General features: G+C 58.4%; 10 protein-coding genes. 9 read left to right on the forward strand and 1 reads right to left on the reverse strand.

What is annotated here, in order from left to right; all coding sequences use genetic code 11:
• Positions 1-115 precede the first annotated feature (115 nt).
• A complete protein-coding gene (locus tag AC1DVE_RS17025) occupies positions 116-427 on the forward strand; it encodes a DUF485 domain-containing protein (RefSeq protein ID WP_110746318.1) in 312 nt (103 codons plus the stop codon).
• Positions 424-2,082 (forward strand): cation acetate symporter, encoded by a 1,659-nt coding sequence (locus AC1DVE_RS17030; protein WP_223455960.1) that lies wholly within the window; start codon positions 424-426, stop codon positions 2,080-2,082. Before AC1DVE_RS17025 ends, AC1DVE_RS17030 begins: the two co-directional genes overlap by 4 nt.
• 1,012 nt (positions 2,083-3,094) lie before the next feature.
• Here the strand turns inward: AC1DVE_RS17030 and gltA are convergent.
• Positions 3,095-4,384, reverse strand: a complete 1,290-nt coding sequence (gene gltA / locus AC1DVE_RS17035) for a citrate synthase (RefSeq protein WP_007977501.1) — start codon at positions 4,382-4,384, stop codon at positions 3,095-3,097.
• Positions 4,385-4,748: 364 nt separating this feature from the next.
• Here gltA and sdhC point away from each other — a divergent pair, with 364 nt between their 5' ends.
• The 7 genes from sdhC to lpdA all read left to right on the forward strand — a co-directional run bounded on the left by sdhC (position 4,749) and on the right by lpdA (position 13,876).
• The gene (gene sdhC, locus AC1DVE_RS17040; RefSeq protein WP_032829628.1) at positions 4,749-5,123 is read left to right on the forward strand and encodes a succinate dehydrogenase, cytochrome b556 subunit; all 375 of its coding nucleotides are present in this window, start codon (positions 4,749-4,751) and stop codon (positions 5,121-5,123) included.
• A complete protein-coding gene (sdhD, locus tag AC1DVE_RS17045; RefSeq protein ID WP_046037653.1) occupies positions 5,117-5,485 on the forward strand; it encodes a succinate dehydrogenase, hydrophobic membrane anchor protein in 369 nt (122 codons plus the stop codon). Before sdhC ends, sdhD begins: the two co-directional genes overlap by 7 nt.
• Before the next feature lie 3 nt (positions 5,486-5,488).
• A complete protein-coding gene (gene sdhA / locus AC1DVE_RS17050; protein ID WP_223533590.1) occupies positions 5,489-7,261 on the forward strand; it encodes a succinate dehydrogenase flavoprotein subunit in 1,773 nt (590 codons plus the stop codon).
• 11 nt (positions 7,262-7,272) lie between these two features.
• Positions 7,273-7,977, forward strand: coding sequence for a succinate dehydrogenase iron-sulfur subunit (locus AC1DVE_RS17055; protein ID WP_095944019.1), 705 nt, complete (start codon positions 7,273-7,275; stop codon positions 7,975-7,977).
• Positions 7,978-8,238: 261 nt separating this feature from the next.
• On the forward strand, positions 8,239-11,070 hold the full coding sequence (locus AC1DVE_RS17060) for a 2-oxoglutarate dehydrogenase E1 component (protein WP_223455958.1): 2,832 nt from the start codon (positions 8,239-8,241) through the stop codon (positions 11,068-11,070).
• Positions 11,071-11,112: 42 nt separating this feature from the next.
• Positions 11,113-12,333, forward strand: coding sequence for a 2-oxoglutarate dehydrogenase complex dihydrolipoyllysine-residue succinyltransferase (odhB, locus tag AC1DVE_RS17065; RefSeq protein ID WP_223455957.1), 1,221 nt, complete (start codon positions 11,113-11,115; stop codon positions 12,331-12,333).
• 106 nt (positions 12,334-12,439) lie between these two features.
• Positions 12,440-13,876: a dihydrolipoyl dehydrogenase gene (gene lpdA, locus AC1DVE_RS17070; RefSeq protein ID WP_223455956.1), complete on the forward strand. Its 1,437-nt coding sequence runs from the start codon at positions 12,440-12,442 to the stop codon at positions 13,874-13,876.
• Positions 13,877-13,983 lie beyond the last annotated feature (107 nt).

A 13,983-nucleotide genomic window follows, 5' to 3' on the forward strand; every position in this document is an offset into this window, starting at 1 on the left:
TGGAGATTGGCGAATCCGTCATGTGGTTCTAAGACTAAGGTCGTCTGGAACCTGCCCCGCAGCCGCATAGAGTGGATACCGTTCCAACTAAATCTGTGCTGCGAGGATAAAAACAATGAACGACAGCATTTACCTCTCGATTCAAAACAGCCCGCGCTTCAAGGAGCTGGTTAGCAAGAGGGAACGATTCGCCTGGATTCTTTCGGCGATCATGCTAGGGCTTTACTCCGGATTCATTCTTCTGATTGCCTATGGGCCGCAGGTGCTGGGGGCGAAAATCAGCCCTGAGTCCTCGATTACCTGGGGCATACCGATCGGTGTCGGGCTGATTGTCTCGGCTTTCGTCCTGACCGGTATTTACGTGCGACGCGCCAACGGCGAATTCGACGACCTGAACAATGCGATTCTCAAGGAGGCTCAGCAATGATCCGCCGTCTAATGGCTCTTTTGAGCATCGCAGCTTTCGCGCCTGGCGCCTGGGCGGCTGACGCCCTGACCGGTGCCGTGCAGAAGCAACCGCTTAATGTGTCGGCGATCTTGATGTTTGTCGCCTTCGTCGGTGCCACCCTGTGCATCACCTACTGGGCTTCCAAGCGTAATAATTCGGCGGCCGACTACTACGCCGCTGGCGGCAAGATCACCGGTTTCCAGAACGGTCTGGCGATTGCCGGTGACTACATGTCGGCAGCGTCCTTCCTGGGTATTTCCGCGCTGGTGTTCACCTCCGGCTACGACGGCCTGATCTATTCGATCGGCTTCCTGGTGGGCTGGCCGATCATTCTGTTCCTGATCGCCGAGCGCCTGCGTAACCTGGGTAAATACACCTTTGCCGACGTGGCGTCCTATCGCCTGGGGCAAACCCAGATCCGCTCGCTGTCCGCTTGCGGTTCGCTGGTGGTGGTGGCGTTCTACCTGATCGCGCAAATGGTCGGTGCCGGCAAGCTGATCCAGTTGCTGTTCGGTCTCGATTACCACGTTGCGGTGATCATGGTCGGTATTCTGATGTGCCTGTACGTGTTGTTCGGCGGCATGCTGGCGACCACCTGGGTGCAGATCATCAAGGCAGTCTTGCTGCTGTCCGGTGCTTCCTTCATGGCACTGATGGTGATGAAGCACGTCAACTTCGACTTCAACATGCTGTTCTCCGAGGCGATCAAGGTTCACCCGAAAGCTGAAGCGATCATGAGCCCGGGCGGCCTGGTGAAAGATCCGGTCTCGGCGTTCTCCCTCGGTCTGGCGCTGATGTTCGGTACCGCTGGCCTGCCGCACATCCTGATGCGCTTCTTCACCGTGAGCGACGCAAAAGAAGCTCGCAAGAGCGTGTTGTACGCAACCGGTTTCATTGGTTACTTCTACATCCTGACCTTCATCATTGGCTTCGGCGCGATCCTGCTGGTCAGCACCAACCCCGCCTTCAAAGACGCTGCTGGCGCGTTGCTGGGTGGTAACAACATGGCGGCGGTGCACCTGGCCAACGCGGTCGGTGGCAGCATTTTCCTGGGCTTCATCTCGGCGGTGGCGTTCGCGACCATTCTGGCAGTGGTTGCCGGTCTGACCCTGGCCGGTGCTTCGGCGGTGTCCCACGACCTGTACGCCAGCGTGATCAAGAAGGGCAAGGCCAACGAGAAGGATGAGATCCGCGTCTCGAAAATCACCACTATCGCGTTGGCGGTGCTGGCAATTGGTCTGGGTATCCTGTTCGAGAGCCAGAACATTGCGTTCATGGTGGGCCTGGCGTTCTCCATCGCGGCGAGCTGCAACTTCCCGGTACTGTTGCTTTCCATGTACTGGAAAAAGCTGACCACTCGCGGTGCGATGATCGGCGGCTGGATGGGGCTGATCAGTGCCGTGGGCCTGATGGTGCTTGGTCCGACCATCTGGGTGCAGATCCTGCATCACGAGAAGGCCATCTTCCCGTATGAGTACCCGGCGTTGTTCTCGATGATGATTGCCTTTGTCGGGATCTGGTTCTTCTCAGTTACCGACAAGTCCACTGCGGCTGACAATGAGCGGGCGCTGTTCTTCCCGCAGTTTGTTCGTTCGCAGACTGGCCTGGGTGCAAGTGGTGCTGTTTCGCACTAAGCGTTTGGGTTTGACTGTTTAAGTTGTGTTGAATGGAAATGCCCTGGTCGAGAGATCGGGGCATTTTTTTATTGGGCGGTAGTCGACCGGAATTTCGTGGATGTACCCGATTTACTGTGGGAGCGGGCTTGCTCGCGAAGGCGGCCTGGCAGCCGACCTGTCTTTTGTTGGCCGCGTACATATCCATTCCTGCGGTAACGGCGGCTTATGGTTTCGCCCTTACGGCGAGTCACTTTTTTTACAAGCGCCTAAAAAAAGTAACCCAAAAAACGCTCGCCCCGAACGTGCGGCCCCTCGCTAAGGCTCGGGGTTCCTTCGCTCCGGCATTCATCCGGGGGCATCGCCTCCGGTCGGCTTCGCTCGACCTCCTCTCGATGTGTTCGGCTTCGCCGAACGGCGCTGCGCGCCCACCCCCGGATGAACGCCTCCACTCAGCCTGCCGAGGGGGCGGGTGGATCAAGATCAAGAGCTGCAGGCGAGCTAACGCTCGGCCTGATGAGTGGTGAGGAGCAGTAGGTGTACGCCGCTCTGCCATTGCTCTTATGTAGGAGCGAGCCTGCTCGCCGACCGAAATTCTGCAGCGAGCTCAACCAGCAAGCAGGCCGGCCGGTAGGCCGCCTCGCTTTGGCTTTTGATCTTGATCTTCTTGCCCCCTCGAGAGGCCGAGTGGAGGTTCTGCGCAGTGGGCAACCCGGCATGGATGCCGGGTTAGCCGCCGCCGGCCATGGATGGCCGATGGCGGCGGGCCCACGGAGCAGGACCGGAGCGAGGGTATGCCGAGCCTGGGCGAGGCACCGAACGTAAGGGGCAGAGCGCTTTGGTTACTTTCGCGCTCTTCGAAAGTGACCCGCCGTAAGGGCGGAACCCTAAGTGGTCGTTACAGAAAAAACGGATATGTACCCGACCAAAGCCAGTCGCGACAAAACGCACAAACAAAAACGGCCTCCTGCTCTTTATATAAAAAGCAGAGGCCGTTCCCGGTACAACTCAACAACCTACAGCAAGACAGCGCTTACTTGCGGTCTTCCAGCTTGGTGATGTCACGCGACTCGTAGCCGGTGTACAACTGGCGCGGACGGCCGATCTTGTACGGGCTGGAGAGCATTTCCTTCCAGTGGGAGATCCAGCCGACGGTCCGCGCCAGGGCGAAGATCACGGTGAACATGCTGGTCGGAATGCCGATCGCCTTGAGGATGATCCCCGAGTAGAAGTCGACGTTCGGGTACAGCGAGCGCTCGATGAAGTACGGGTCGGTCAGGGCGATCTCTTCCAGGCGCATGGCCAGTTCGAGTTGCGGATCGTTCTGGATGCCCAGTTCCTTCAACACTTCGTCGCAGGTCTGCTTCATTACCGTGGCGCGTGGGTCGCGGTTTTTGTAAACGCGGTGACCGAAGCCCATCAGTTTGAACGGATCGTTCTTGTCCTTGGCCTTGGCGATGAACTTGTCGATGTTCGAAACATCGCCGATTTCATCGAGCATGGTCAGTACGGCTTCGTTGGCACCGCCGTGGGCAGGGCCCCACAGTGCAGCGATACCGGCGGCGATACAGGCGAACGGGTTGGCACCCGAAGAGCCGGCCAGGCGTACGGTGGAGGTCGAAGCGTTCTGCTCGTGGTCGGCATGGAGGATGAAGATCCGGTCCATGGCCTTGGCGAGTACCGGGCTGATCGGTTTGATCTCGCACGGGGTGTTGAACATCATGTGCAGGAAGTTTTCCGCGTACGACAGGTCGTTGCGCGGGTACATCATGGGTTGGCCCATGGAGTACTTGTAAACCATCGCGGCCAGGGTCGGCATCTTGGCAACCAGGCGGATCGCGGAGATTTCGCGATGCTGCGGGTTATTGATGTCCAGGGAGTCGTGGTAGAACGCCGAGAGGGCGCCGACTACGCCGCACATGACGGCCATCGGGTGGGCGTCGCGACGGAAGCCGTTGAAGAAGGTCTTCAGCTGCTCGTGAACCATGGTGTGGTTCTTCACGGTGCTGACGAACTGGGCCTTCTGTTCTGCGGTCGGCAGTTCGCCGTTGAGCAGCAGATAGCAGGTTTCCAGATAGTCCGACTTTTCAGCCAGCTGTTCGATCGGGTAGCCGCGGTGCAGCAGGATGCCGTTGTCGCCGTCGATATAGGTGATCTTCGACTCGCACGAGGCGGTCGACATGAAGCCAGGGTCAAAGGTGAAACGGCCCGTGGCCGTTAGGCCCCGAACGTCGATAACATCGGGACCAACGGTGCCGGTTAAAATGGGCAGCTCGACGGGGGCTGCGCCCTCGATGATCAACTGCGCTTTTTTGTCAGCCATGTGGCCTCCTATTTATGCTTGAAATCATCAGACAGACCCCCCACGCAGGGCCCGCACCACTATAGTGAGATAAATTCGAATGTCAATTTGCCTAAAGTCTTGCTCCAGAAGGCTTTAACCGGACTTTTTTCTCGAAATTGGCTGCCATTTACGCCTTTTATGTCAGTTGCGCAATCAGCTGTTTGGGTTAGGTGTTTGCGTTGTCATTAGTAGCCTAACTGTCTATACTCGGCCACCGACCGCCAAGGGCTTTTGGGCTTGCTTTCATTGGGGGTCGCATCCCTGGGTGGTGGTTACCTGACCAGTGCACTCCCCAACAACTTTGCCCTGATTGTTAGGGGCTCTTCAGTGTGAAAAAAAAGCCGTGAAAAGCCAACGACCTGTAAACCTAGACCTAAGGACCATCAAACTCCCAGTCACTGCTTACACGTCCATCCTTCACCGAATCTCCGGTGTCATCCTCTTCGTGTGCCTTGCCATCATGCTTTACGCATTGGACAAGTCGCTGAGTTCCGAGGAAGGCTTCGGTCAGGTGAAAGCGTGTCTGACCAGTCCGCTAGCCAAGCTAGTGACATGGGGCATCCTGTCCGCTCTGCTTTATCACCTGGTAGCCGGTGTGCGCCATTTGATCATGGACATGGGCATCGGTGAGACGCTGGAAGGCGGCAAGCTGGGCTCGAAAATCGTTATCGCCGTTTCCGTGGTGGTAATCGTTCTGGCAGGAGTTTGGATATGGTAACTAACGTCACGAACCTGTCGCGTTCGGGCCTCTATGACTGGATGGCGCAACGTGTGTCTGCGGTCGTTCTCGCGGCTTACTTCATCTTCCTGATCGGATACATCGTGGCCCATCCCGGCCTCGAGTACGCCCAGTGGCATGAACTGTTCGCCCACAACGGAATGCGTATCTTCAGCCTCCTGGCCCTCGTTGCCCTCGGCGCTCACGCCTGGGTCGGCATGTGGACCATCGCGACCGACTACCTGACGCCAATGGCGTTCGGCAAGTCCGCGACGGCTATACGTTTCCTTTTCCAGGCAGTATGCGGCGTTGCGATGTTCGCTTACTTCGTCTGGGGCGTGCAGATTCTCTGGGGTATCTGAGTCATGGCTAACATTCCAACGATTTCTTTCGACGCCATCATTATTGGTGGTGGCGGTGCCGGCATGCGCGCAGCGCTGCAACTGGCACAGGGCGGTCACAAGACTGCCGTGATCACCAAGGTTTTCCCGACCCGTTCGCACACTGTATCCGCCCAGGGCGGCATCACCTGCGCAATCGCGTCCGCTGACCCGAACGATGACTGGCGCTGGCACATGTACGATACCGTCAAGGGTTCCGACTATATCGGCGACCAGGACGCTATCGAATACATGTGTCAGGAAGGCCCGGCTGCCGTTTACGAGCTGGACCACATGGGTATGCCATTCTCGCGTACCGAGCAAGGTCGTATCTACCAGCGTCCATTCGGCGGTCAGTCCAAGGACTACGGTAAAGGCGGCCAGGCTGCGCGTACTTGCGCTGCGTCCGACCGTACCGGTCACGCTCTGCTGCACACCCTTTATCAGGGCAACCTGAAAGCCGGTACCGTGTTCCTGAACGAGTACTACGCTGTCGATCTGGTGAAGAACGGCGAAGGCGAGTTCGTCGGCGTGATCGCCATCTGCATCGAAACCGGCGAAACCACCTACATCCGTGCCAAGGCCACCGTACTGGCTACCGGCGGTGCAGGTCGTATCTACGCTTCGACCACCAACGCCCTGATCAACACCGGTGACGGCGTTGGCATGGCGCTGCGTGCCGGCGTGCCGGTACAAGACATTGAAATGTGGCAGTTCCACCCGACCGGTATCGCCGGCGCTGGTGTACTGGTTACTGAAGGTTGCCGTGGTGAAGGTGGATACCTGATCAACAAGCACGGCGAGCGTTTCATGGAGCGTTATGCTCCGAACGCCAAAGACCTTGCCGGTCGTGACGTTGTTGCCCGTTCGATGGTTAAAGAGATCATCGCCGGCAACGGTTGCGGTCCGAATGGCGACCACGTAATGCTCAAGCTCGACCACCTGGGCGAGGAAGTGTTGCACAGCCGCCTGCCAGGCATCTGCGAACTGTCGAAGACTTTCGCGCACGTTGACCCGGTTGTTGCTCCGGTTCCGGTTGTTCCAACCTGCCACTACATGATGGGCGGTGTTCCGACCAACATTCACGGTCAGGCAATCACCCAGAACGGCGAAGGCGTCGATGAAATCATCCCTGGTCTGTTCGCAGTGGGTGAAGTGGCTTGCGTATCGGTTCACGGTGCCAACCGTCTGGGCGGCAACTCGCTGCTCGACCTGGTGGTCTTCGGCCGTGCTGCCGGCCTGCACCTGGAAAAGGCGCTGACCGACGGTATCGAATACGACGACGCCACCGACGCCGACATCCAGGCTGCCCTGGCGCGCCTGTCCGCTCTGAATGAGCGTACCGAAGGCGAAGACGTGGCTACCCTGCGTCGCGAGCTGCAAAACTGCATGCAGAACTACTTCGGTGTATTCCGTACCGGCGAATACATGCAGAAGGGTATTGCCCAGCTGGCTGACCTGCGCAAGCGCATCGCCAACGTGAAGATCAACGATAAGTCGCAGGCGTTCAACACTGCGCGTATCGAAGCTCTGGAACTGCAGAACCTGCTGGAAGTGGCCGAAGCCACCGCCATCGCTGCAGAAGTACGTAAAGAGTCCCGTGGTGCTCACGCCCGTGAAGACTTCGAAGACCGTGACGACGAAAACTGGCTGTGCCACACCCTGTACTTCCCGGGTGACAAGCGCGTGACCAAGCGTGCCGTGAACTTCTCGCCGAAGACTGTTCCGACTTTTGAACCTAAGATTCGGACTTATTAAGGGTGGCCGCCATGTTGCAAGTCAGCGTTTATCGTTACAACCCTGATCAGGACGCCGCGCCGTTCATGCAGGAATTCCAGGTTGATACCGGTGGTAAAGACCTGATGGTGCTGGACGTGCTGGCCCTGATCAAAGAGCAGGACGAGGGTTTCTCCTATCGTCGCTCTTGCCGTGAAGGTGTTTGCGGTTCCGACGGCATGAACATCAACGGCAAAAACGGCCTGGCGTGCGTCACGCCGCTGTCTGCTGTCGTAAAAGGTAACAAGTTGATCGTTCGCCCTCTGCCAGGTTTGCCGGTTATCCGTGACCTGGTCGTCGATATGAGCATCTTCTACAAGCAATACGAAAAGGTTAAGCCATACCTGCAGAACGACACGCCGGCTCCGGCCATCGAGCGTCTGCAGTCCCCTGAAGAGCGTGAAAAGCTGGACGGTCTGTACGAGTGCATCCTGTGCGCTTGCTGCTCGACTTCCTGCCCGTCCTTCTGGTGGAACCCGGACAAGTTCCTGGGTCCAGCTGCTCTGCTGCAAGCGTACCGCTTCCTGGCAGACAGCCGTGATACCAAGACGTCCGAGCGTCTGGCTTCGCTGGATGACCCGTTCAGCGTATTCCGCTGCCGCGGGATCATGAACTGCGTCAGCGTATGTCCGAAAGGCCTGAACCCGACTAAGGCCATCGGTCACATCCGTAACATGTTGCTCTCGAGCGGCGTGTGATTCAGCTGCTGTACCCGTAGGACCGCTGTACCCGTAGATGCTACGGCGCAGGCTTCAACCGGCGCCGTAGTTTTAACCTGAGCAGCAGCTTAAAAGGCTGCGGCTCTTATTTTGAAGAAATGAGACAAGCAGGGGCATCCGGGCTGGTACCCGGACTATCAGTGTGATCCTAGTGGCTTGTTTTGGTCGCTGCATTCGGACTTCTGCAAGTTTGCTCGGTGTCGACACCGATGGTGTTCCCCTAACCGAGGGTGACCAAGCATGCAAGAAAGCGTGATGCAGCGCATGTGGAACAGCGCCTACCTATCCGGTAGTAACGCTGCCTATGTGGAAGAGCTCTACGAGCTCTACCTGCACGACCCTAACGCTGTGCCAGAAGAGTGGCGCACCTACTTCCAGAAGTTGCCTGCTGACGGCAACACTGCCACCGATGTTTCGCACTCCACAATTCGCGATCATTTCGTCCTGCTGGCAAAGAACCAGCGCCGCGCCCAACCGGTTTCCGCCGGCAGCGTGAGCAGTGAGCACGAGAAGAAGCAAGTTGAAGTGCTGCGATTGATCCAGGCCTACCGTATGCGTGGCCACCAGGCAGCCCAGCTTGACCCGCTGGGACTGTGGCAGCGTCCTGCACCTGCAGACCTGTCGATCAATCATTACGGCTTGACCAATGCCGATCTTGATACGACCTTCCGTGCCGGCGACCTGTTCATCGGCAAAGAGGAAGCGAGCCTACGCGAAATACACGAAGCGTTGCAGCAGACATATTGCCGCACCATCGGCGCTGAGTTCACGCACATCACCGATTCCGAGCAGCGCCAGTGGTTCCAGCAGCGTCTGGAAAGCGTGCGCGGTCGTCCGACCTACTCCGCCGACATCAAGAGCCACCTGCTCGAGCGCGTGACCGCCGGTGAAGGCCTGGAAAAATACCTGGGCACCAAATACCCGGGTACCAAGCGTTTCGGTCTGGAAGGCGGCGAAAGCCTGATTCCGATGCTCGACGAGCTGATCCAGCGTTCCGGTTCCTACGGCACCAAGGAAATCGTCATCGGCATGGCCCACCGTGGCCGTCTGAACGTGCTGGTCAACACCTTCGGCAAGAACCCGCGCGAGCTGTTCGACGAGTTCGAAGGCAAGAAGAAGGTCGAGCTGGGTTCCGGTGACGTGAAATACCACCAGGGCTTCTCGTCCAACGTGATGACCTCCGGCGGTGAAGTTCACCTGGCCATGGCGTTCAACCCGTCCCACCTGGAAATCGTTTCCCCGGTGGTCGAGGGTTCGGTTCGCGCCCGTCAGGACCGTCGTAACGATCCAACCGGCGAGAAGGTTCTGCCGATCTCCATCCACGGTGACGCTGCATTCGCAGGTCAGGGCGTGGTCATGGAAACCTTCCAGATGTCGCAGACCCGCGGTTTCAAGACCGGCGGTACCGTGCACATCGTGATCAACAATCAGGTCGGTTTCACCATCAGCAACCCGCTGGACTCGCGTTCCACCGAGTACGCGACCGACGTTGCGAAAATGATCCAGGCGCCGATCCTCCATGTGAATGGTGATGATCCGGAAGCCGTATTGTTCGTGACCCAGCTGGCCATCGACTACCGCATGCAGTTCAAGCGTGACGTGGTGATCGACCTGGTCTGCTACCGTCGTCGCGGCCACAACGAGGCCGACGAGCCAAGCGGCACCCAGCCGATCATGTATCAGCAGATCACCAAACAGCGCACCACCCGTGAGCTGTATGCCGATCGTCTGACCCAGGGCGGTGTGCTGGACGCAGAGCGTGTTCAGGCGAAAGTCGACGAATACCGCAACGCGCTGGACAACGGTCTGCACGTAGTGAAAAGCCTGGTCAAAGAGCCGAACAAAGAGCTGTTCGTGGACTGGCGTCCGTATCTGGGCCACGCCTGGACCGCACGTCACGACACTCGCTTCGACCTCAAGACCTTGCAGGAACTGTCCGCCAAGCTGCTGGAAATCCCGGAAGGCTTCGTGGTTCAGCGCCAGGTCGCGAAAATCTACGAAGACCGTCAGAAGATGCAAGCCGGCGGCCTGCCGATCAACTGGGGTTACGCCGAAACCATGGCGTACGCGACCCTGGCGTTCGAAGGTCACCCGATCCGCATGACCGGCCAGGACATCGGCCGCGGTACGTTCTCGCACCGTCATGCTGTCTTGCACAACCAGAAAGACGCGGGCACCTACATCCCGTTGCAGAACCTGTACAACGGCCAGCCACGTTTCGACCTGTACGATTCGTTCCTGTCCGAAGAAGCCGTACTGGCGTTCGAATACGGTTACTCGACCACCACGCCTGATGCGCTGGTGATCTGGGAAGCCCAGTTCGGCGACTTCGCCAACGGTGCCCAGGTGGTTATCGACCAGTTCATCACCAGTGGCGAGCACAAGTGGGGCCGTCTGTGCGGTCTGACCATGCTGCTGCCGCACGGTTATGAGGGGCAGGGGCCGGAGCACTCCTCGGCTCGTCTGGAGCGTTACCTGCAGCTGTGCGCCGAGCACAACATTCAGGTGTGCATGCCGACGACGCCGGCTCAGATCTACCACTTGCTGCGCCGTCAGGTCATTCGTCCGCTGCGCAAACCACTGGTAGTCCTGACTCCGAAGTCGCTGCTGCGCCACAAGCTGGCCATCTCGACGCTGGAAGATCTGGCCGAAGGTTCGTTCCAGACCGTTATCCCGGAAATCGATGCCCAAGACCCGAAAAAGGTCGAGCGCATTGTTCTGTGTAGCGGCAAGGTCTACTACGACCTGCTGGAAAAACGCCGTGCCGAAGGTCGTGACGACATCGCCGTCGTGCGTATCGAGCAGCTGTACCCATTCCCTGAGGACGACTTGAATGAAGTCCTGGCTCCTTACACCAACCTCAAACATATCGTTTGGTGTCAGGAAGAGCCGATGAACCAGGGTGCCTGGTACTGCAGCCAACACCACTTGCGTCGCAGCGTCGGAAACCTCAACAAGTCTCTCGTACTCGAGTACGCGGGCCGTGAGGCTTCTGCTGCACCTGCATGCGGTTACGCATCGATGCACGCCGAGCAGCAGGAACAACTGCTGCAAGACGCCTTTACTGTTTAACGCCTTCGCGCACCTGAAACCGAATTTAAGGAACCACAGACAATGGCTATCGAGATCAAAGCCCCCACTTTCCCGGAATCGGTTGCCGATGGCACCGTTGCCACCTGGCATAAACAACCGGGCGACGCGGTCAAGCGCGACGAACTGATCGTCGACATCGAAACCGACAAAGTCGTGCTGGAAGTGCTGGCTACCGCTGACGGCGTGCTGGGCGCTATCGTCAAGAACGAAGGCGAAACCGTTCTGTCCGACGAAGTCCTGGGCTCCATCGTTGAAGGCGGCGCTGCTGCCGCTGCTCCAGCCGCTGCTGCTCCGGCCGCTGCACAAGCTGCTGCTCCAGCTGCCGAAGGCGAAGACGATCCTGTTGCTGCACCGGCTGCTCGCAAGCTGGCTGAAGAAAACGGCATCAACATCGCTTCCGTAGCCGGCACCGGTAAAGGCGGTCGCGTGACCAAGGAAGACGTGGTTGCAGCCGTTGCTGCCAAGAAAGCCGCTCCGGCTGCCGCGCCTGCCAAGGCTGCTGCGCCTGCCGCCGCTGCTCCGGTATTCGCTGCTGGCGAGCGCATCGAGAAGCGCGTACCGATGACTCGTGTGCGTGCAACCGTGGCCAAGCGTCTGGTTGAAGCTCAGTCGAACATGGCGATGCTGACCACTTTCAACGAAGTCGACATGACCGAAGTCATGGCGCTGCGTTCGAAGTACAAGGATCTGTTCGAGAAGTCCCACAACGGCGTGCGCCTGGGCTTCATGTCGTTCTTCGTGAAAGCAGCTACCGAAGCGCTGAAACGCTTCCCGGCTGTTAACGCGTCGATCGACGGTGGCGACATCGTTTACCACGGCTACGCTGACGTCGGCGTTGCAGTTTCCAGCGATCGCGGCCTGGTTGTACCGGTTCTGCGTAACGCCGAACTGATGAGCCTGGCTGAAATCGAAGGCGGCATCGCCACCTTCGGCAAGAAAGCCCGCGACGGCAAACTGTCGATGGACGAAATGACCGGTGGTACTTTCACCATCACCAACGGTGGTACTTTCGGTTCGATGATGTCGACCCCGATCGTCAACCCGCCACAAGCCGCCATCCTGGGCATGCACAACATCATCCAGCGTCCGATGGCCATCAACGGTCAGGTCGTTATCCGTCCGATGATGTACCTGGCACTGTCCTACGATCACCGTCTGATCGATGGCAAAGAAGCTGTGACCTTCCTGGTGACCATCAAGAACCTGCTGGAAGATCCGGCTCGTCTTCTTCTGGATATCTAAAAAGCAGCGGCAAGCTGCAAGCTGCAAGCCCCAAGCTCAAAGCGAGCGAGTGGGCTTCAAGCTTGTAGCTTGCGGCTTGTAGCTTGTTGCTAAAAGGGAACCTTTTATGACTCAGAAATTTGACGTAGTAGTGATCGGCGCGGGCCCTGGCGGCTATGTAGCTGCCATCAAGGCCGCCCAACTGGGCCTCAGCACTGCCTGCATCGAGAAGTACACCGACAAGGAAGGCAAACTGGCTCTGGGCGGTACTTGCCTGAACGTCGGCTGCATTCCATCCAAGGCCCTGCTGGACAGCTCGTGGAAATTCCACGAAGCCCAGGACGGTTTCGCGATCCACGGTATCAATCACGCTGGCGTGACCATGGACGTGCCAGCGATGGTCGGCCGCAAGGCCAACATTGTCAAAGGCCTGACCTCCGGCGTTGCGACCCTGTTCAAAGCCAACGGTGTGACCTCCATCCAGGGTCACGGCAAGCTGCTGGCCGGCAAGAAAGTCGAAGTCACCAAGCCTGATGGCTCGGTAGAAATCATCGAAGCCGAAAACGTCATCCTGGCTCCAGGTTCGCGTCCGATCGACATTCCGCCAGCTCCGGTTGACCAGAATGTGATCGTCGATTCGACTGGCGCGCTGGAATTCCAATCCGTGCCTAAGCGTCTGGGCGTGATCGGCGCTGGCGTGATCGGTCTGGAGCTGGGTTCGGTCTGGTCGCGTCTGGGTGCAGAAGTGACTGTCCTGGAAGCCCTGGACACCTTCCTGATGGCAGCGGACGCCGCTGTTTCCAAGGAAGCGCTGAAAACCCTGACCAAACAGGGTCTGGACATCAAGCTGGGCGCTCGCGTGACCGGTTCCAAAGTGAACGGCGACGAAGTCGTGGTGAACTACACCGATGCCAAAGGCGAACAGAACATCACTTTCGATAAGCTGATCGTAGCCGTTGGTCGCCGTCCGGTGACCACTGATCTGCTGGCTGCCGACTGCGGCGTGACCCTGGACGAGCGCGGTTTCGTGCACGTTGACGATCACTGCGCCACCACCGTACCGGGCGTCTACGCCATCGGCGACGTGGTTCGCGGCATGATGCTGGCGCACAAGGCGTCGGAAGAAGGCATCATGGTTGTCGAGCGCATCAAGGGCCACAAGGCCCAGATGAACTATGATCTGATCCCGTCGGTTATTTATACTCACCCGGAAATCGCATGGGTTGGTAAAACCGAGCAGGCCTTGAAAGCTGAAGGCGTTGAAGTTAACGTCGGCACCTTCCCGTTCGCAGCCTCTGGCCGTGCCATGGCTGCCAACGACACCGGTGGTTTCGTCAAGGTCATCGCAGATGCCAAGACAGACCGCGTACTGGGCGTTCACGTGATTGGCCCAAGCGCTGCCGAACTGGTTCAGCAGGGCGCGATCGGTATGGAATTCGGCACCAGCGCTGAAGACCTGGGCATGATGGTTTTCTCCCATCCGACCCTGTCTGAAGCCTTGCACGAAGCTGCTCTGGCAGTGAATGGCGGCGCCATCCACATCGCCAACCGCAAGAAGCGTTGAGGGCTTTGTGAAAACGTAGCGAGCGACGGAAAGACAAGGCAAAAACAGGTGAGGAAGCGGAGTTGACGTTAGTCAATGAGCATTTCGAGCCTGTTTTTAACGCAGTA

The sequence above is a fragment of the Pseudomonas sp. P4_B4 genome (assembly GCF_056402255.1).